This is a genomic window from Pseudomonas sp. GL93 (assembly GCF_003408955.1).
Taxonomy (GTDB): Bacteria; Pseudomonadota; Gammaproteobacteria; order Pseudomonadales; family Pseudomonadaceae; genus Aquipseudomonas; species Aquipseudomonas paracarnis.
The window spans coordinates 75,993-94,820 of record NZ_NKRF01000005.1; the positions used below are offsets into that span (position 1 = coordinate 75,993).

The 18,828-nt window shown below is 60.7% G+C and carries 17 protein-coding genes; 1 reads left to right on the forward strand and 16 read right to left on the reverse strand.

What is annotated here, in order from left to right; translation table 11 throughout:
- Positions 1-96: 96 nt before the first annotated feature.
- Complete coding sequence (locus tag CER19_RS02065) at positions 97-849, forward strand: outer membrane beta-barrel protein (protein WP_116665218.1); 753 nt, start codon at positions 97-99, stop codon at positions 847-849.
- A 62-nt stretch (positions 850-911) separates the two neighbouring features.
- Here CER19_RS02065 and CER19_RS02070 read toward each other — a convergent pair whose 3' ends face one another.
- The 16 genes from CER19_RS02070 to aceA all read right to left on the reverse strand — a co-directional run bounded on the left by CER19_RS02070 (position 912) and on the right by aceA (position 18,736).
- Positions 912-1,226, reverse strand: coding sequence for a DNA-binding transcriptional regulator (locus CER19_RS02070; RefSeq protein WP_116665219.1), 315 nt, complete (start codon positions 1,224-1,226; stop codon positions 912-914).
- Positions 1,216-1,566, reverse strand: a complete 351-nt coding sequence (locus tag CER19_RS02075; protein ID WP_116665220.1) for a toxin — start codon at positions 1,564-1,566, stop codon at positions 1,216-1,218. The genes CER19_RS02070 and CER19_RS02075 overlap by 11 nt, the downstream gene beginning before the upstream one ends.
- A 235-nt stretch (positions 1,567-1,801) precedes the next feature.
- Entirely contained in the window at positions 1,802-3,265 is a 1,464-nt protein-coding gene (gene nuoN, locus CER19_RS02080; protein WP_003174731.1) for an NADH-quinone oxidoreductase subunit NuoN, read from the reverse strand.
- 7 nt (positions 3,266-3,272) lie between these two features.
- A complete protein-coding gene (gene nuoM / locus CER19_RS02085; protein ID WP_005789127.1) occupies positions 3,273-4,805 on the reverse strand; it encodes an NADH-quinone oxidoreductase subunit M in 1,533 nt (510 codons plus the stop codon).
- Positions 4,806-4,860: 55 nt separating this feature from the next.
- Positions 4,861-6,714, reverse strand: a complete 1,854-nt coding sequence (nuoL, locus tag CER19_RS02090) for an NADH-quinone oxidoreductase subunit L (protein WP_044274602.1) — start codon at positions 6,712-6,714, stop codon at positions 4,861-4,863.
- The gene (nuoK, locus tag CER19_RS02095) at positions 6,711-7,019 is read right to left on the reverse strand and encodes an NADH-quinone oxidoreductase subunit NuoK (protein WP_003174727.1); all 309 of its coding nucleotides are present in this window, start codon (positions 7,017-7,019) and stop codon (positions 6,711-6,713) included. Before nuoK ends, nuoL begins: the two co-directional genes overlap by 4 nt.
- Before the next feature lie 2 nt (positions 7,020-7,021).
- On the reverse strand, positions 7,022-7,525 hold the full coding sequence (gene nuoJ / locus CER19_RS02100; RefSeq protein WP_003174726.1) for an NADH-quinone oxidoreductase subunit J: 504 nt from the start codon (positions 7,523-7,525) through the stop codon (positions 7,022-7,024).
- A 9-nt stretch (positions 7,526-7,534) separates the two neighbouring features.
- Complete coding sequence (gene nuoI, locus CER19_RS02105) at positions 7,535-8,083, reverse strand: NADH-quinone oxidoreductase subunit NuoI (RefSeq protein WP_003174725.1); 549 nt, start codon at positions 8,081-8,083, stop codon at positions 7,535-7,537.
- Positions 8,084-8,094: 11 nt separating this feature from the next.
- Positions 8,095-9,102, reverse strand: a complete 1,008-nt coding sequence (gene nuoH / locus CER19_RS02110; RefSeq protein ID WP_003192116.1) for an NADH-quinone oxidoreductase subunit NuoH — start codon at positions 9,100-9,102, stop codon at positions 8,095-8,097.
- On the reverse strand, positions 9,099-11,813 hold the full coding sequence (gene nuoG / locus CER19_RS02115) for an NADH-quinone oxidoreductase subunit NuoG (RefSeq protein ID WP_116665221.1): 2,715 nt from the start codon (positions 11,811-11,813) through the stop codon (positions 9,099-9,101). The genes nuoH and nuoG overlap by 4 nt, the downstream gene beginning before the upstream one ends.
- A gap of 135 nt (positions 11,814-11,948) precedes the next feature.
- Positions 11,949-13,304: an NADH-quinone oxidoreductase subunit NuoF gene (gene nuoF / locus CER19_RS02120; protein ID WP_032896666.1), complete on the reverse strand. Its 1,356-nt coding sequence runs from the start codon at positions 13,302-13,304 to the stop codon at positions 11,949-11,951.
- Complete coding sequence (nuoE, locus tag CER19_RS02125) at positions 13,301-13,798, reverse strand: NADH-quinone oxidoreductase subunit NuoE (RefSeq protein WP_116665222.1); 498 nt, start codon at positions 13,796-13,798, stop codon at positions 13,301-13,303. Before nuoE ends, nuoF begins: the two co-directional genes overlap by 4 nt.
- A gap of 2 nt (positions 13,799-13,800) precedes the next feature.
- Positions 13,801-15,585 carry an NADH-quinone oxidoreductase subunit C/D gene (nuoC, locus tag CER19_RS02130; RefSeq protein ID WP_034133821.1) on the reverse strand — a complete coding sequence of 595 codons (1,785 nt, stop codon included), beginning with the start codon at positions 15,583-15,585 and terminating at the stop codon, positions 13,801-13,803.
- 72 nt (positions 15,586-15,657) lie between these two features.
- Positions 15,658-16,332, reverse strand: coding sequence for an NADH-quinone oxidoreductase subunit B family protein (locus CER19_RS02135; RefSeq protein WP_003174719.1), 675 nt, complete (start codon positions 16,330-16,332; stop codon positions 15,658-15,660).
- A 10-nt stretch (positions 16,333-16,342) separates the two neighbouring features.
- Entirely contained in the window at positions 16,343-16,756 is a 414-nt protein-coding gene (locus tag CER19_RS02140) for an NADH-quinone oxidoreductase subunit A (RefSeq protein WP_003192109.1), read from the reverse strand.
- Positions 16,757-17,410: 654 nt separating this feature from the next.
- Positions 17,411-18,736: an isocitrate lyase gene (aceA, locus tag CER19_RS02150; RefSeq protein ID WP_003174717.1), complete on the reverse strand. Its 1,326-nt coding sequence runs from the start codon at positions 18,734-18,736 to the stop codon at positions 17,411-17,413.
- Positions 18,737-18,828: the final 92 nt, after the last annotated feature.

Below are 18,828 nucleotides of genomic sequence, written 5' to 3' on the forward strand. Positions count from 1 at the left end.
CCATTTTGGTGCAAATCAGTTCGAACTTTTTGCAAACGCCAGGGTTCGAACCGATTCCTGAATACTTTGCCCACCTTAAAATGGAGATGTAAAGCGATGTCCAAACTATTCGGAAAAATCCTCAAGAACACCTCGTTGCTGGCTCTGGTAGCTGCGCCTGGCGTGGTGTTCGCAGCACCTTCCACCGACCCGATTTCCACGTTCGGGATCATGGGCAGCTACAACGACTTCAAACTTGAAGGCGGTAGCGAAAGCGACAAGGACCACATGCCCGAAGCCGGCCTGTTCTACAACTTCGGCAACAAGCTCACCGCCGAGTCGGGCTTTATCTACCAAGCCGGTATCGAAGCCAAGTACGGCGAAAAAAGCGATAACAAACTCAAGGAAGGCCAGGCCGACCTCGACCTCGGCTGGCGTGCCGCGCTGGATGCGCGCAACTTCGTCGATGTGATCGTGGGCGGTGGCTACACCTGGACCCGCTACGAGCCGGACACCAATGGCTACGACATGAAACTCACCAACAAGTCGCCGTTTGCCAAGGCGGCGCTGGGCTACAACCACCAGTTCGATGACATGACTCTGCGCGTAGAAGCCGGCGCCCGTCACACCATCGACGGCCGCGCCAAGCTCAAGGTGGATGGCGTTGGCAGCGACACCGTGGACCTCAAGGACCGCACCAACCCTTACGCCGAAGTCAGCCTGCTGATGAACCAAAAGGGTGACCTGCCAGTGATGGCGGGCCTGTACTACACTCGCACCGAGTACAAGCTCGATAACGACTCCTATGTGGCCGACAACACCAAGCTCAAGCGTGATGAGTATGGTTTCAAGGTGGGTATCGCGTTCTGACGCTGTTTACGCTGTAAAAACGCCCCGAATGCTCGGGGCGTTTTTTTTGCGGCTATTGCCGGTCAGCCCAATGCGGCAAGTTGCGCCACGGTTTCCGGAAAGCGCGCCACCAGTCGTATCAACGTGACAGCCTGCGCATTCGGCTTGGCCCGGCCTTGCTCCCAGTTCTCCAAGGTGCGGGTGTTGGTGCGCAGGTACATGGCGAATACCGAGCGGGACAGATTGAGTTGCTGGCGTACGGCGATTACCTCGTCAGCGCTGAGTGGCGCCAGCTTGTTGAGGTGGGCTTTGTGGGTGCGCAGGGTGATTTTACCTTGGCGCTCATCGGCCAGGGCGTCGAAGCCTTCGACCAGTTCGGAAAAGATGTCACGTTTCATGATGTGTTCTCGCTTTGATTTCCCTGTCCAGCATGTGTTTAAGAGCTTTCTTGTGGTGGGGTGTCAGGTCGCTCTGTTCGTGTTTGCCGTACAAGGTGAACAACCAGAATTGCGTGCCGCCTGACCACCAGTAGTAAATGACTCGCAGGCCACCGCGCTTGCCTTTGTTTCGTCGTTCATCGATGAAGCGAACCTTCCTCAACCCGCCCGTCCCTTCGATCACGTCTCCTGCTTCGGGGTTTTTCATTAACTCCTGTTGAAAACCCTGGAAAAGCTCGTCACTCAGATAGTCTTTGCGATACCGCTCGAATGCCGGCAGTTCGATAAATAGAGCATCCATGTTCTGTACGTTGCCTGCGTAGAGTTTGGTGGCCCACCCGCGTTGGGTCAAGTGACCTTGCTGTGGGAACTTTCTTAAAACGCAAACACCATACGGCTGGCTTTTGCGGGTGGATGCCAGATGAAGAGGCAGATCGAGGAGGAAAATTCAGCGAGCAGGGGAGGGGAAAAACAGATCCCGGGAAACGCAAAACGGCGCCCTAAGGCGCCGTTCTGTTTACTGCATCAATAAGCGATCAAACGCCCAGTACCGCGTGTTGCACCAGGGTGAGCAACGGTTGTGGGTACACGCCCAGGAAGAACGCGAGCAGGGCGATGGCCAGCAGCATGACGCCACCGGCTTTCTGTTCCCAATGCAGCTCGGCATCCACACGGCGCAGGTTTGGCTCGATCAGGTACAGGGTGACCATCACGCGCAGGTAGTAGAACACGCCGATGGCGCTGCCCAGTACCAGCGAGGCAACCAGCCACCATTCGTGGGCTTCGACACCGGTTGCGACGATGTAGAACTTGCCGATAAAGCCCGCCGTCAGCGGAATGCCGGCCAGGGACAGCATCATCACGGTGAGCACGGCGGTCAGGTACGGACGGCGCCAGAACAGGCCGCGGTATTCGTACAGGGCGTCGGCGTCACGGCCTTTGTACGGCGACGACATCAAGGTGATGACGCCGAACGCACCCAGGCTGGTGATCACGTAGGTGACCAGATACACGCCGATGGCTTCCACAGCCAGGCCTTTGCTCGCCACCAGGGCGATCAGCAGGTAGCCGAAGTGGGCGATGGACGAATAACCCAGCAGACGCTTGAGGTTGTTCTGGGTCAGGGCCAGCAGGTTACCGAACAGGATCGACGCGATGGCGATCACGGTCAGCACGTTGCTCAGCACGCCGGTGTTGGCGGCAGGGGAGATCTGGAACAGACGCACCATCACCGCAAACACCGCCACTTTCGACGCAGTGGCCAGGAACGCGGCCACCGGCGCCGGGGCGCCTTCGTACACGTCCGGGGTCCACAAGTGGAACGGCACCAGCGACAGCTTGAACGCCAGGCCGATCAGCATCATCGCCAGGCCCAACTGGGCAATCGGCGCCGGGCTGTTGGTGGCGGCCAGGGCGTGGCCGATACCGGTGAAGCTCAGGCTACCGGCTTCTGCGTAGAGCAGGGCCATACCGAACAACAGGAACGCGGAACCGGCGGCCGACAGCACCATGTACTTGATGCCGGCTTCCAGGGAGCGCTTGTTGAAGAAGGCGTAGGCCACCAGGCCGTAGGTCGGGATCGACAGCAGTTCCAGGCCGATGAACAGGCCCGCCAGGTGCTGCGCGCTGACCAGCACGATACCGCCGGCTGCAGCCAGCAGGATCAGCAGGTACAGCTCTTCGCGATTGCCCGGGTAGCCGGTGCCGCCTTCGCCGAGGTAAGCGTGGGCGAGGGTGACGCAGGCCAGGGTCGCCACCAGGATCAGGGCGATGTACAGCAGCGCGAAGTCATCGACCATCATCAATGGCGTGACCGCCAGTGGCGCGACCTTGAGGGCCGGGATGATCGACAGCAGTGCCAGGTTCAACCCGGCGCAGGACAGCAGGAACGTTTGCGAGTGATTGCGGCGCCAGGCGATCGCCAGCATCACCACCACGATGGTGAGGCTGGTGATCAGCAGCGGCGCAAGCGCGATAAAGTGTTGGATCGTGAATTCCATAGCGCTCTTACCGGGCCGAAGCGAGTTGGGAGAAGGCGGTGCCGAACCACTGCTGCACGCCATGCATCGTTGCGGCAGAAGTGTCCAGGAACGGTTGCGGGTACACGCCGATGAAGATCAGCAGTACCGCAAGGCCGAGCACCATGATCAGTTCGCGCGCATCCATCCCTTGCAGGACGGTGTCGGACTTGGCCGGGCCGAAGTAGGCGCGGTGGATCATGATCAGCGAGTAGACCGAACCGAACACCAGGCCGGACGTGGCGATGGCGCTGATCCACGGTGTCTGCACAAAGGCGCCCATCAGGATCAGGAACTCGCCGATGAAGTTACCGGTACCCGGCAAGCCCAGGGACGCGGCCGCGAAGAACAGGCTGATTGCCGGCAGGTACGCGATGCGCGACCACACGCCACCCATTTCACGCATGTCACGGGTGTGCAGGCGTTCGTACAGCTGGCCACTGAGGATAAAGAGGGCAGCGGCCGAAACACCGTGGGCCAGCATCTGGATCACTGCGCCCTGCAGCGCCAGTTGGCTGCCGGAGTAGATGCCGATCAGTACGAAACCCATGTGGGAAACGGACGAGAAGGCAATCAGACGCTTGATGTCGGTTTGGGCGAAGGCCAGGAACGCACCGTAGAAGATCCCGATCAGACCCAGGGTCATGGCGATCGGCGCGAACTCGGCCGAAGCATTCGGGAACAGCGGCAGGGCGAAACGCAGCAGACCGTAGGCCGCCGTCTTCAGCAGGATACCGGCCAGGTCCACGGAACCGGCAGTCGGCGCCTGGGCGTGGGCGTCAGGCAACCATGAGTGGAACGGCACCACCGGCAGCTTCACCGCGAAAGCGATGAAGAAGCCCAGCATCAGCACGTACTCGGTGGTCAGCGACATCTTGGTTTTCAACAGGTCGGCGTAGTTGAAGGTAATCACGCCCGTGCTGTTGAAGTTGACCAGGACCAGGCCCAGGATCGCCACCAACATGATCAGGCCGGAAGCCTGAGTGAAGATGAAGAACTTGGTCGCCGCGTAGATCCGGGTTTTCTTGCCGTCCGAAGAACTGTGACCCCAGAGCGCGATGAGGAAGTACATCGGCACCAGCATCATTTCCCAGAAGAAGAAGAACATGAACAGGTCCAGCGCCAGGAACACGCCGACAACACCGCCCAGGATCCACATCAGGTTCAGGTGGAAGAAGCCCACGTGACGCTGGATCTCTTTCCAGGAGCAGAGTACCGAAAGGATACCCAGCAGGCCGGTCAGCAGGATCATCAACAGCGACAGGCCGTCGAGGGCCAGGTGCACGTTGATGCCGAAGCGCTGGATCCACACGTGCTTGAATTCAAGCGCGAAGGTGGGGTCGACACCCGGTGCCGGAGCGAATGAATAGTCACCATGGGCCCACAGCCAGAGGCCGAGCGCGAGTTCCAGGGACATGGTCAGCAACGCAATCCAGCGGGGGAGGGTGGCGCCGAAGCGTTCACCCATCCAGCAGAGCAGGCCGCCGATAAAGGGGATCAGGATTAGCCAGGGCAGAATCATGACGGGCTCGTTTCCTTTCGCAAGTTTGCAAAGTACGCAGTGCACTTAAACATAGTCAGACCGCTACCACGACGATGGCGCCGATCACCAGCACGGCACCGGCCGCCATGGACGCTGCATACCAACGCAATTGGCCGGTCTCGCTGCGGCTCAGGGCGGTGTGACCGGCCTTGGCGGCACGCGGGATCAAACCGATGGTCTGGTCGAGCGGGTCTTTGCGCAGCACGTGGCTGATCGCAAGGTAAGGTTTGACGAACAGTTTGTCGTAGATCCAGTCGAAGCCCCAGGCGGCGAACCACCAGGCCGACAGGAAGCGACCAATGCCACTGTTGGCCACGGCGGTCACGAAGCGACGCTTGCCGAGGAACAGCAGGGCCGCCAGCAGGATACCGGCGATGGCGATGGCGCCCGAGGCGATTTCCAGGCTGTGCTGGGCTTCGCCGCCGGCATGGCCGACGCTTTGTGGCAACACACCGTGCAGCGGCGGGGTGATCATCGCGCCGACGAACGTCGACAGTACGATCAGCACCGACAGTGGCAACCAGTGGGAGATGCCGTGGCCTGCGTGCGCTTCGGTCTTGGCTTCACCGTGGAAGGTGATGAAGATCAGGCGGAAGGTGTACAGCGAGGTCATGAACGCACCCACCAGGCCTGCGTACAGCAGGTTCTGGTTACCGCTGGCGAAAGCTTCCCAGAGGATTTCGTCCTTGGAGTAGAAACCGGCGGTCACCAACGGCAGGGCAGCCAGGGCGGCACCACCGACGATGAAGCTGGCGTAGGCCAACGGCAGCTTCTTCCACAGGCCGCCCATCTTGAAGATGTTCTGTTCGTGGTGGCAGGCCACGATCACCGCACCGGAGGCGAGGAACAACAGGGCCTTGAAGAACGCGTGGGTCATCAGGTGGAAGATCGCCGCGTCCCAGGCACCAACGCCCAGGGCCAGGAACATGTAGCCGATCTGGCTCATGGTCGAGTAGGCGAGGATACGCTTGATGTCGGTCTGCACCAGCGCGGCGAAGCCGGCCAGTACCAGGGTCACGCCGCCCACGATGCCCACCAGGTGCAGGATGTCCGGCGCCAGGGTGAACAGGCCGTGGGTACGGGCGATCAGGTAGACACCGGCGGTCACCATGGTGGCGGCGTGGATCAGTGCCGATACCGGGGTAGGACCGGCCATCGCATCCGCCAGCCAGGTTTGCAGCGGCAGTTGCGCGGATTTACCCACGGCGCCGCCCAGCAGCATCAGGGTGGCCAGGGTGATCCAGAAGTCGCCGACCTGGAATTTTTGCGGCGCCAGCACCAGCAGTTCCTGGATATTCAGCGTGCCCACCTGTTGGAACAAGATGAACAGGCCGATGGCCATGAACACATCGCCGATGCGCGTGACGATAAACGCCTTGAGTGCTGCGTTACCGTTGTTGCGGTTGCTGTAGTAGAAACCGATCAACAGGTACGAGCACAGGCCCACGCCTTCCCAGCCGAAGTACAGGAACAACAGGTTATCGCCCAGCACCAGGAACAGCATGCTGGCGATAAACAGGTTGGTGTACGAGAAGAAGCGCGAGTAGCCCGCTTCACCGCGCATGTACCAGGATGCGAACAAGTGGATCAGGAAACCCACACCCACCACCACGCCGAGCATGGTGATCGACAGGCCGTCGATGTAGAGGGCGAAGTTGGGTTTGAAGCCCTCAACCGCCATCCACTGCCACAGCACCAGGGTGTAGTGACCGCCTTCGGGCGGTGCCACGTTGAATTGCCAGATGACATAGGCGGCCACGATGGCCGACAGGCCAATGGAGCCCACGCCGATCAGGGCCGAGAGGTTTTCCGACCAGCGCCCGCGAGAGAACGACAGCAGCAGGAAACCGATCAGGGGGAATACGAAAGTCAGAAAGATCATGTTCATCCGCGCATCTCACTGGCAGCGTCGATATCAAGCGTGTGGAAGCGACGATACAGCTGCAGCAGGATCGCCAGGCCAATACTGGCTTCGGCGGCTGCCAGGCTGATCACCAGGATGAACATCACTTGCCCATCCGGCTGGCCCCAACGTGCGCCCGCCACGATGAACGCCAGTGCCGCGGCGTTCATCATGATTTCAAGGCTCATCAACACGAACAGAATGTTACGGCGAACCATCAGGCCGACCAGGCCAAGGCAGAACAGGATGCCGGCGACCGCCAGACCATGCTCCAAAGGGATAGCAGGCATCGTCATTGCTCCTTGGCTTCGTTGCGGCCCAAGTGGAAGGCAGTGATGGCTGCGGCGAGCAGCAGCATCGAAGCCAGTTCGACCACCAGCAGGTACGGGCCGAACAGGCTGATGCCTACGGCTTTCGCGTCTACGGTGGTGTGGCCGATGGCCTGGCCGCTCTGGTGAGCGAACAGCACATACAGCAGTTCACCCAGCAGCAAGGCTGCGAGGACAACCGGGCCGAGCCAGATGCCGGGCTTGAGCCAGACGCGCTCCTGGGCGACCGAAGCCGGCCCCAGGTTGAGCATCATCACCACAAACACGAACAGCACCATGATGGCGCCGGCGTAGGCGATCACTTCCAGCACACCGGCGAACGGTGCGCCGAGGCTGAAAAAGGTCATGGCCACGGCGATCAGCGAAATGATCAGGTAGAGCAGGGCGTGCACGGGGTTAGTGTTGGTGATCACGCGAAGCGTGGACACCACTGCAATACCCGATGCGAAATAGAAAGCGAATTCCATCTTTCTTCCTTAAGGCAGCAAGCTCTTCACGTTGATCGGTTCGGCTTCGTTTTGTGCGGCGCCTTTTGGCTTACCGGCAACGGCCATACCTGCAACACGATAGAAGTTGTAATCAGGGTTTTTACCGGGACCAGAGATCAAAAGATCTTCTTTCTCGTACACCAGGTCCTGACGTTTGAACTCGGCCATCTCGAAATCCGGTGTGAGCTGGATCGCGGTGGTCGGGCAAGCTTCCTCGCAGAGGCCGCAGAAAATGCAGCGCGAGAAGTTGATGCGGAAGAAGTCCGGGTACCAGCGACCGTCTTCGGTTTCAGCTTTCTGCAGGGAAATGCAACCCACCGGGCACGCCACGGCGCACAGGTTGCAGGCTACGCAACGCTCTTCGCCATCGGGGTCGCGGGTCAGTACGATGCGGCCGCGATAGCGCGGCGGCAGGTACACCGCTTCTTCGGGGTATTGCAGGGTGTCGCGTTTGCGAAAGCCGTGACCGAACACCATCACCAGGCTTCGCAACTGGGTACCGGTACCCTTAACGATGTCGCCAATATATTTGAACATGGGTCAAATCCTCACTGAACCGCGGCAGCGGGCGTGTTCAACAACACGACGGCAGCCGTCACCAGCAAATTGATCAGGGTCAGCGGCAGGCAGAATCTCCAGCTGAAATCCATCACCTGGTCATAGCGCGGGCGCGGAATCGAGGCGCGCAGCAGGATGAACAGCATGATGAAGAACGCGGTCTTCAGGAAGAACCAGAAGAAGGCCAACTGCGGCAGGATGCCAAACGGACCGTGCCAGCCGCCGAAGAACAGCGTGACCAGCAGGGCCGAGATCAAGATGATGCCGATGTACTCACCAACGAAGAACATGCCCCATTTCATACCGGCATATTCAATGTGGTAACCGTCGGCCAGTTCCTGTTCCGCTTCCGGCTGGTCGAACGGGTGACGGTGAGTCACGGCGACGCCAGCGATGAAGAAAGTACAGAAGCCGAAGAACTGCGGAATGATGAACCACAGGTTCTGCGCCTGGTACTCGACGATGTCGCGCATGTTGAACGAGCCAACCTGCACCACGATGCCCATCAGGGCCAGGCCCATGAACACTTCGTAGGACACGGTCTGGGCCGAGGCCCGCAAGCTGCCCAGCAGGGCGAACTTGTTGTTACTGGCCCAACCGGCGAACAGCACGGCGTAGACCGACAAACCGGCCATGGCGAAGAAGAACAGCAAGCCGATGTTCAGGTCCGCCACGCCCCAGGTCGGAGTGATCGGGATGATCGCGAAGGCGATCAGCAAGGCGCTCATGGCCACGACCGGTGCCAGGGTGAAGATCACCTTGTCGGCGAACGGCGGGGTCCAGTCTTCCTTGAAGAACATTTTCAGCATGTCGGCCGCGATCTGGAACATGCCGAATGGGCCAACGCGGTTCGGACCGTAACGGTCCTGCCACCAGCCCAGCAGGCGACGTTCGACGAAGCTGAGCAGGGCGCCCGCGACGACCACGGCCAACAGGATCACGATGGCCTTGACCACCGAGATGATCACGTCAATTACTTCCGGCGTGAACCAAGTCATTGCGCTGCCTCCTGCAGACCGTCAACGGTTTTGCCGAAAATGGCAGGAGGAATACCGGCGATGCCTTTAGGCAGTGCAACCAGGCCGGCACCCAGCTCGTCATTGATACGCAGCGGCAGACGCAGGGTCTGGCCGGCCACGTTGAGGCTGAGCAGGGCACCGTCGTTGACGCCCAGGCGGTCGGCTTCGGATTTGGCAACAGACACGTAGGCGGCAGGAATGCGCTCTTGAACCGGCGCGGCCTTGGAAGAGGTTTCTTCGCTGCCGAACAGGTGGAAGAACGGCACGACCTGCCAGGTGCCCGGCGCCGGGTTGAACGGGCGCGGTACCGCAGCGAACCAGTTCAGCGAGTCACCGCTGGTTTCGATCAGGCGGGTGCCCGGGTCGCCAGCGCGGATGTGACCACCGACTTCGTCCTGGAACTTGTTCCAGGCCTGCGGCGAGTTCCAGCCCGGCGACCAGGCGAACGGCACCTGCTGACGCGGTTCGGCCGAACCCGAGTAACCTTCCATCGAGAAGGCAAACGCGGTGTCGTTATCTTGCGGGGTACGCGGCTCGTGCACGCTGATGTCAGCACGCATAGCGGTACGACCGGAGTAACGCAGCGGCTCACGCGCCAGTTTCAGGCCCTTGATACGGAACGCGGCAGACGGCGCGGCATCGACAATACGAGCCAGCTGCGGCGCGCTGGCGGCGGTGGCAGCGGTCACGTGGTCGAGCTGGGTCCAGTCGATCGGCTGGTTCAGCAGGGTGGCGCGCAGGGCATGCAGCCAGCGCCAGCCTTCGTGCACCAGGATGCTGGCGTCCATGTACTTCGGATCGAACACCTGGAAGAAGCGCTGGGCGCGGCCTTCCTGGCTGACCAAAGTACCGTCGCCTTCGGCGAAGGTGGCGGCTGGCAGCACCAGGTCGGCACGCTCGCTGGTGGCGGTCTTCTGGTGGTCGGCGACGATCAGCACCTTGGCGGCGTTGAGCGCAGCGTCAACCTTGGCGGCAGCGGTGCGGGTGTACAGGTCGTTTTCCAGCACCACGATGGCGTCGGCGTTGCCGTCGATCACCGCTTGCAGCGCTGCGTCCACCGACTCGCCACCGAGCATGGCCAGGCCAAGGCTGTTGGCTTCCGGCACCACCAGGCTGATGGAGCCGTTCTTGTCGCGCAGCTTCAGGGCTTTGGCGATGTTGGCGGCCGCTTCGATCAGCGCCTTGGAACCCAATGAGGTGCCGGCAATGATCAAGGGGCGCTTGGCTGCCAGCAGGGCGTCGGCAATGCGCTGAGCCAACTCGACAGCTTCAGCGTCCAGGCCTTCAACGGCAGGCGCGCTGGCGTCGAGGGCGTGGGCCACGGCGAAACCGAGGCGGGCCAGGTCGTCCGGTGCGGCGTGCACGCATTCTTCGGCGATGTCGTCGAGCTTGGTTTCAGCCAGGGACGCGATAAACAACGGGTTCAGCGCGTGCTGGCCGATGTTCTTCACGGCGGCGTCGAGCCAAGGCTGTACGCGCATGGCGTCGGCCATTTCCTCGGCCTTGCCTTTGACCGACTGGCGCAGCGACAGGGCAATGCGCGCAGCGGTCTGGGTCAGGTCTTCACCAAGCACGAAGATCGCATCGTGGTCTTCGATGTCGCGCATGTTCGGTACTGGCAGCGGGCTGTCGTTCAGCACTTGCAGGACCAGGCGGATGCGCTCCAGCTCGCCGGCTTCGATACCGCAGTAGAAGTGCTCGGCGCCGACCAGCTCGCGCAACGCGAAGTTGCTTTCGAGGCTGGCACGCGGCGAACCGATACCGACGATATTGCGCCCGCGCAGCAGGTCGGCGGCTTTATCCAGCGCAGCGTCCAGGCTCAGCTTGGCGCCATCGGCCAGCAGCGGCTGGCGTGGGCGGTCTTCGCGGTTGACGTAGCCATAGCCGAAACGGCCACGGTCGCACAGGAAGTACTGGTTGACCGAACCGTTGAAGCGGTTTTCGATGCGACGCAGTTCGCCGTAGCGCTCGCCCGGGGAGATGTTGCAACCGCTGGAGCAGCCATGGCAGATGCTCGGCGCAAATTGCATGTCCCACTTACGGTTGTAGCGCTCGGAGTGAGTCTTGTCGGTAAACACACCGGTCGGGCAGACCTCGGTGAGGTTGCCGGAAAACTCGCTCTCAAGCACGCCGTCTTCAACGCGACCGAAGTACACGTTGTCGTGGGCGCCGAAGACGCCCAGGTCGGTGCCGCCGGCGTAGTCTTTATAGAAGCGCACGCAGCGGTAGCAGGCGATGCAGCGGTTCATTTCGTGGGAAATGAACGGGCCGAGGTCCTGGTTCTGGTGGGTACGCTTGGTGAAGCGATAACGACGCTCGTTGTGGCCAGTCATCACCGTCATGTCTTGCAGGTGGCAGTGACCGCCTTCCTCACAGACCGGGCAGTCGTGGGGGTGGTTGGTCATCAGCCATTCGACAACGCTGGCGCGGAACGCCTTGGATTCTTCATCGTCGATGGAGATCCAGGTGTTGTCGGTGGCTGGGGTCATGCAAGACATGACGATACGACCACGGGTGTCGTTCTCGTCGGTGTATTGCTTGACCGCACACTGGCGACAGGCACCGACGCTACCAAGCGCGGGGTGCCAGCAGAAATACGGGATGTCGAGGCCGAGTGACAGACATGCCTGTAACAGGTTGTCTGCCCCATCGACTTCGAGCGCTTTGCCGTCTACGTGGATAGTGGCCATGGTTCAAAGTTCTTCGTTGGCCCGTTGTCAGCGGGCGTGGCTAATGGAATCTTGTTATTCATGTGCATCTACACAGCCTTGACGGCGTCAGCACATGAGCAGGCGAAGGGCACGGACCCTTCGCCTGTTTGAGCGTTACGCGCCGACTACGATCGGCTTCGCCAGAGGCGGGACGGCGGCGCTGGTAGGCGCGATGCCGGCTTCGAACTCCGAGCGGAAGTATTTGATTGCGCTGCCCAATGGCTCCACGGCGCCCGGTGCGTGAGCGCAGAAGGTCTTGCCTGGGCCGAGGAAACCGACCAGGCCCAGCAGGGTTTCGATGTCACCCTCGCGGCCTTCGCCATTTTCCAGGGCCATCAGAAGCTTGACGCTCCACGGCAAACCGTCGCGGCACGGGGTGCAGAAACCGCAGGACTCGCGGGCAAAGAACTGCTCCATGTTGCGTAGCAACGAGACCATGTTCACCGTGTTGTCCACCGCCATCGCCAGGCCGGTACCCATCCGGGTGCCGACCTTGCCGATGCCGCCGGCATACATCTGTGCGTCCAGGTGCTCAGGGAGCAGGAAGCCGGTACCGGCACCGCCTGGCTGCCAGGCTTTCAAGGTGTAGCCGTCGCGCATGCCGCCGGCGTAGTCCTCGAACAGCTCGCGAGCGGTCACGCCGAACGGCAGCTCCCACAGGCCCGGGTTCTTGACCTTGCCGGAGAAGCCCATGAGCTTGGTGCCCATGTCTTCGCTGCCTTCACGGGCCAAGGATTTGTACCAGTCCACGCCGTCGGCGATGATCGCCGGCACGTTGCACAGGGTCTCGACGTTGTTCACGCAGGTCGGCTTGCCCCACACGCCCACGGCGGCGGGGAAGGGCGGCTTGGAACGCGGATTGGCGCGGCGGCCTTCGAGGGAGTTGATCAGTGCGGTTTCTTCACCGCAGATATAACGCCCGGCGCCGGTGTGTACGAACAGTTCGAAGTCGAAACCGGAACCGAGGATGTTCTTGCCCAGCAGGCCGGCGGCCTTGGCTTCTTCCACGGCACGGTTCAGGTGCTTGGCGGCGGTGGTGTACTCGCCGCGCAGGAAGATGTAGCCGCGGTAGGTTTTCAGCGCACGGGCACTGATCAACATGCCTTCGATCAGCAGATGGGGCAGTTGCTCCATCAGCATGCGGTCTTTCCAGGTGTTGGGCTCCATTTCATCCGCGTTGCACAGCAGGTAACGGATGTTGATGGATTCGTCTTTGGGCATCAGGCCCCACTTCACGCCGGTGGGGAAGCCCGCACCGCCGCGACCCTTGAGGCCGGCGTCCTTCACGGTCTGGACGATATCGTCCTGGGCCATGTCGGCGAAGGCTTTGCGCGCAGCCGCGTAGCCGTTCTTGGCCTGGTACTCGTCGAGCCATACCGGCTCGCCGTCGTCACGCAGGCGCCAGGTGAGGGGGTGAGTCTCGGCCGAACGCTTGATCAGGTTGGCCGGGCCGAAGGAAGTCAGGGTCATGGGTAGCCCTCGAGCAATTGGGTGACGCCAGCGGGCTGTACGTCACCGAATGTGTCGTCGTCGATCATCAACGCCGGCGCCTTGTCGCAGTTGCCCAGGCAGCACACCGGCAGCAGCGTGAAGCGGCCGTCCGGGGTGGTCTGGCCGAGGCCGATGCCCAGCTTGGCCTGGATCTCGCTGACCACGGATTCATGGCCGCCGATGTAGCAGACCATGCTGTCGCACACACGAATGATGTGGCGGCCCACCGGTGGGCGGAAGATCTGGCTGTAGAACGTGGCCACGCCTTCAACGTCGCTGGCGGGGATGCCGAGGATCTCGCCGATGGCGTAGAGGGCGCCGTCGGGCACCCAGCCACGTTCCTTCTGGACGATCTTCAGGGCTTCGATAGACGCCGCACGCGGGTCTTCGTAGTGATGCAGCTCGTGCTCGATGGCCGAGCGCTCGGTTTCACTCAAGGTGAAACGGTCTGTCTGGATAAGCGTGCTGTTCATGCTTAGCGGTCCACGTCGGCCATAACGAAATCGATACTACCCAGGTACGCAATCAAGTCCGCGACCATCTCGCCTTTGATCACCGAAGGGATCTGCTGCAAGTGGGCAAAACTTGGGGTACGAATCCGGGTGCGGTAGCTCATGGTGCCGCCATCGCTCGTCAGGTAATAACTGTTGATACCCTTGGTCGCTTCGATCATCTGGAAGGATTCGTTGGCCGGCATCACCGGGCCCCACGAAACCTGCAGGAAGTGCGTGATCAGGGTTTCGATGTGTTGCAGCGTGCGCTCTTTGGGCGGCGGCGTGGTCAGCGGGTGATCCGCCTTGTACGGGCCTGCCGGCATGTTGCGCATGCACTGCTCGATGATCTTCAGGCTCTGGCGCATTTCTTCGACGCGCACGATGCAACGGTCGTAGGCATCGCCATTGGCCGCCAGCGGTACTTCGAACTCGAAGTTCTCGTAGCCGGAGTACGGGCGCGCTTTACGCAGGTCGAAGTCGCAACCGGTGGAACGCAGGCCGGCACCGGTGACGCCCCATTCCAGGGCTTCTTTGGTGTTGTACTGCGCGACGCCGATGGTGCGGCCTTTGAGGATGCTGTTGTCGAGGGCGGCTTTCTGGTACTCGTCCAGACGCTTGGGCATCCAGTCGATGAATTCCTTGACCAGGCGCTCCCAACCGTTCGGCAGGTCGTGGGCCACGCCGCCGATGCGGTACCAGGCCGGGTGCAGACGGAAGCCGGTGATGGCTTCGATGACCTTGTACGCGCGCTGACGGTCGGTGAAGGTGAAGAACACCGGGGTCATGGCGCCGACGTCCTGGATATAGGTACCCAGGAACAGCAGGTGGCTGGTGATCCGGAAGAACTCGGCCATCATGATGCGGATGGTGTCGACGCGGTCCGGCACCTTGATACCGGCGAGCTTCTCGACCGAGAGCACGTACGGCAGGTTGTTCATCACGCCGCCGAGGTAGTCGATACGGTCGGTGTACGGGATGAAGCTGTGCCAGGACTGACGCTCAGCCATCTTCTCGGCGCCACGGTGGTGGTAGCCGATGTCCGGGACGCAGTCGACGATTTCTTCGCCGTCCAGTTGCAGGATGATACGGAAAGCACCGTGGGCCGAAGGGTGGTTCGGGCCCAGGTTGAGGAACATGTAGTCCTCGTTGGTGCCGGAGCGCTTCATGCCCCAGTCTTCGGGGCGGAAGCGCGCGGCTTCTTCTTCCAGCTGCTGCTTGGCCAGGTTAAGGCTGAACGGGTCGAATTCGGTGGCGCGGGCAGGGAAGTCCTTGCGCAGCGGGTGACCTTCCCAGGTCGGCGGCATCATGATGCGCGTCAGGTGCGGGTGGCCGGGGAAGTCGATGCCGAACATGTCCCAGACTTCACGCTCGTACCAGCTCGCATTCGGCCAGATACCGGTGACGGTCGGGATGCTCAGGTCGTTCTCGCTCAGGGCGACCTTGATCATCACGTCGCTGTTACGTTCCAGCGACATCAGGTGGTAGAACACAGTGAAATCGGCGCCGCTCGGCAGCCCCTGGCGCTTGGTGCGCAGACGCTCGTCCACGCCATGCAGGTCATAGAGCATGACGTACGGCTTGGGCAGGTTGCGCAGGAAGGTCAGGACTTCGACGAGCCTGGCACGCGCCACCCACAGCACCGGCATACCGGTGCGTGTGGCCTGGGCGGTGAAGGCGTCAGGGCCAAAACGGTTATTGAGTTCGACAACCACATCCTGGTCGTCTGCCTTATAAGGCGGGATGTACAGAGCACTGCCTGTAGTCATGGTTTTTTATCGCTTTCGGTCAACGTAAAGAATGAAGCCAGGTTTTCGTTCTATAAAAGAAGCGGTGCTGGATCAGACTTCGTCGGGGCTGCGCAGGTTGGTGACTGCGATTCGCTGTTCGCGGCGCTGTTCCTTTTGAGACGGCATCTCGGCGCGATAAACGCCTTGATCACCGACCACCCAGGACAGTGGGCGACGCTCCTTGCCAATCGATTCCTGCAACAGCATCAAGCCTTGCAGGAACGCTTCGGGACGGGGCGGGCAGCCAGGCACGTAGACGTCCACGGGCAGGAACTTGTCCACCCCTTGAACGACCGAGTAGATGTCGTACATGCCACCGGAGTTGGCGCACGAACCCATGGAGATAACCCATTTAGGCTCGAGCATTTGCTCATAGAGACGCTGGATGATCGGCGCCATCTTGATGAAGCAGGTACCGGCGATAACCATGAAATCCGCCTGGCGCGGCGAGGCCCGGATAACTTCGGCGCCGAAGCGCGCGATGTCGTGGGGCGCCGTGAAGGCGGTGGTCATTTCCACGTAGCAGCACGAAAGGCCGAAGTTGTACGGCCACAGGGAGTTTTTACGCCCCCAGTTGACCGCGCCACTCAGCACGTCTTCCAGCTTGCCCATGTAGATGTTTTTGTGGACTTGGTCTTCTAACGGGTCGGAAACGGTTTCCCGTTCGCCGATGGGGTACTGCTCGTTAGGAGCATCCGGGTCGATCCTGGTGAGATTGTATTGCATTGCCAAAGCCTCATTGTTTCAGCTTCGCCTGCCGCTTGCGACGAGCTTCCGGAGCCCAGTCAAGGGCGCCCACTCGGAACAGGTAGACAAGACCTGCCAACAGAATTGCTATGAAAACGAGAGCTTCGACGAATCCGGTCCAGCCGCTTTCGCGGACGGACACAGACCATGCAAAGAGAAAGAGGGCTTCGATATCGAAGATCACGAAGAGCATCGCGACCAGATAGAATTTGGCTGAGAGCCGCAAGCGGGCGCCACCTGTAGGCAGCATGCCGGATTCGAACGGTTCGTTTTTGCTGCGGCCCCAGGCTTTTGACCCGAGGAGGCTGGACACGCCGAGCATGAAGGCGCAAAGGCCTACAACACCGAGGAGGAAAATGGCAAAGCCCCAGTTGTGGGCCATGAGTCCTGTCGCGTCGGTCATGCTGGAAATCCTTAACAGAGAGCAAAGGTCTCTGAGCTCGAAAAAGTAACGATGCAGTGACGATATGTCGCACTGCAATCAATCGCGGTGATTTTATGGCTAAACACCGGGCAAGTAAAATTCCCAGGGCGAAATTATTCGGTGGAATAAGCACATAGTGCACCTTCTTGGGGCTGTAGCCCTTGTGGTGTGGGCATTAGCGGGCTTTTCATCAAATATGTTTTGTTTAAGCTGTAACGAAGTTTTCAGGCGCTAAATGATAATGAATATTGTTTGCGCGGGGTTTAAGCGAGTGTTTCTCATGTGGCGCGGGAAGTTGCCGTTACTTGCTTGAGTGTCGCTTAGTTGTCGCAACGGTTCTTTTAACCGATCGGATGTGCGCGGATACCGCTCTGGATCAATGTTTTGCGCAAAATTCCAGCCTATAGGCACGCTCTCTGTAGGAGCGAGCTTGCTCGCGAAAAACTCACAGGTGACGCATTCATTCTGAATTCCCGCGTCATCGTTCACCTCCTTCGCGAGCAAGCTCGCTCCTACAGGTGGCTATGAGGATTTTTTGAGGCAAAAAAACGCCCCGAACCAGTCGGGGCGTGATTGTTGCGCGGCACTGCGGTTAGGTCTTCCGTGGGGCCGCAGTGGCCGTGTACGCGGTATTTAGTGGAACTGCTCTTCTTCGGTCGAACCGGTCAGCGCGGTCACGGACGAGGTGCCGCCCTGGATCACGGTGGTCATGTCGTCGAAGTAGCCGGTGCCCACTTCCTGCTGGTGCGCCACGAAGGTGTAGCCTTTGGCGGCGTCAGCGAATTCCTGCTCCTGCAGCTTCACGTAGGCAGTCATGTCGTTGCGGGCGTAGTCGTGCGCCAGGTTGAACATGCTGTGCCACATGTTGTGGATACCGGCCAGGGTGATGAACTGGTGCTTGTAGCCCATGGCCGACAGTTCGCGCTGGAACTTGGCGATGGTCGCGTCGTCCAGGTTCTTCTTCCAGTTGAAGGAAGGCGAGCAGTTGTAGGACAGCAGTTGGTCCGGGTATTCCTTTTTGATCGCTTCGGCAAAGCGGCGCGCTTCGTCCAGGTCTGGCTTGGCGGTTTCGCACCAGATCAGGTCGGCGTACGGCGCGTAGGCCAGGCCACGGGCAATTGCCTGGTCAAGACCGGCGCGTACTTTATAGAAGCCTTCCTGGGTACGCTCGCCGGTGACGAATGGCTGGTCGTACGGGTCGCAGTCCGAGGTCAGCAGGTCTGCTGCGTTGGCGTCGGTACGCGCCAGGATGATGGTTGGTGTACCGGCCACGTCAGCGGCCAGGCGAGCAGCGGTCAGCTTCTGTACGGCTTCCTGGGTCGGTACCAGTACCTTGCCGCCCATGTGGCCGCATTTTTTCACCGAAGCCAGCTGGTCTTCGAAGTGCACGCCGGCAGCGCCTGCCTCGATCATGCTCTTCATCAGCTCGTAGGCGTTGAGTACGCCGCCGAAACCGGCTTCGGCGTCTGCCACGATTGGCGCGAAGTAGTCGATGTAGCCTTCATCGCCCGGATTCTTGCCGGCTTTCCACTGGATCTGGTCGGCACGACGGAACGAGTTATTGATGCGCTTGACCACGGTTGGCACCGAGTCCACCGGGTACAGCGATTGGTCGGGGTACATGGATTCAGCGGAGTTGTTGTCCGCTGCCACTTGCCAGCCGGACAGGTAGATCGCCTGGATACCGGCTTTTACCTGCTGGACTGCCTGGCCGCCAGTGAGGGCGCCCATGCAGTTGACGAAATCTTTGTCGGGACGGAAAGAAGGCTTGGCACCTTGGGTGACCAGGTTCCACAGCTTCTCGGCGCCGAGTTTTGCAAAGGTGTGCTCAGGTTGGACCGAGCCACGCAGGCGGACGACGTCAGCAGCGGAATAAGCGCGGGTCACGCCTTTCCAGCGTGGGTTTTCAGCCCAGTCTTTTTCAAGGGCTGCAATTTGCTGTTCGCGTGTCAGTGCCATGGGGAAAAACCTCGTCGCGTCTTGTTTGAAGTATCCGTTTGCCAGCCCGGCATTCGTTGCCTGGGTAGGGTTGCTCGCTGACCAGAAGCTTT

Excerpts from the sequence above, each read along its gene's own strand:
- nuoG (WP_116665221.1), bottom strand. The coding sequence starts at position 11,813 with ATGGCCACTATCCACGTAGACGGCAAAGCGCTCGAAGTCGATGGGGCA.
- nuoC (WP_034133821.1), bottom strand. The coding sequence starts at position 15,585 with ATGACTACAGGCAGTGCTCTGTACATCCCGCCTTATAAGGCAGACGAC.
- nuoK (WP_003174727.1), bottom strand. The coding sequence starts at position 7,019 with ATGCCTGCTATCCCTTTGGAGCATGGTCTGGCGGTCGCCGGCATCCTG.
- nuoL (WP_044274602.1), bottom strand. The coding sequence starts at position 6,714 with ATGAACATGATCTTTCTGACTTTCGTATTCCCCCTGATCGGTTTCCTG.
- nuoJ (WP_003174726.1), bottom strand. The coding sequence starts at position 7,525 with ATGGAATTCGCTTTCTATTTCGCATCGGGTATTGCAGTGGTGTCCACG.
- CER19_RS02070 (WP_116665219.1), bottom strand. The coding sequence starts at position 1,226 with ATGAAACGTGACATCTTTTCCGAACTGGTCGAAGGCTTCGACGCCCTG.
- CER19_RS02140 (WP_003192109.1), bottom strand. The coding sequence starts at position 16,756 with ATGACCGACGCGACAGGACTCATGGCCCACAACTGGGGCTTTGCCATT.
- CER19_RS02075 (WP_116665220.1), bottom strand. The coding sequence starts at position 1,566 with ATGGATGCTCTATTTATCGAACTGCCGGCATTCGAGCGGTATCGCAAA.
- aceA (WP_003174717.1), bottom strand. The coding sequence starts at position 18,736 with ATGGCACTGACACGCGAACAGCAAATTGCAGCCCTTGAAAAAGACTGG.
- nuoM (WP_005789127.1), bottom strand. The coding sequence starts at position 4,805 with ATGATTCTGCCCTGGCTAATCCTGATCCCCTTTATCGGCGGCCTGCTC.
- CER19_RS02065 (WP_116665218.1), top strand. The coding sequence starts at position 97 with ATGTCCAAACTATTCGGAAAAATCCTCAAGAACACCTCGTTGCTGGCT.
- nuoN (WP_003174731.1), bottom strand. The coding sequence starts at position 3,265 with ATGGAATTCACGATCCAACACTTTATCGCGCTTGCGCCGCTGCTGATC.
- CER19_RS02135 (WP_003174719.1), bottom strand. The coding sequence starts at position 16,332 with ATGCAATACAATCTCACCAGGATCGACCCGGATGCTCCTAACGAGCAG.
- nuoF (WP_032896666.1), bottom strand. The coding sequence starts at position 13,304 with ATGACCCTGACTTCCTTCGGCCCGGCCAACCTGATCAAGCGTTCGGCC.
- nuoI (WP_003174725.1), bottom strand. The coding sequence starts at position 8,083 with ATGTTCAAATATATTGGCGACATCGTTAAGGGTACCGGTACCCAGTTG.
- nuoH (WP_003192116.1), bottom strand. The coding sequence starts at position 9,102 with ATGACTTGGTTCACGCCGGAAGTAATTGACGTGATCATCTCGGTGGTC.
- nuoE (WP_116665222.1), bottom strand. The coding sequence starts at position 13,798 with ATGAACAGCACGCTTATCCAGACAGACCGTTTCACCTTGAGTGAAACC.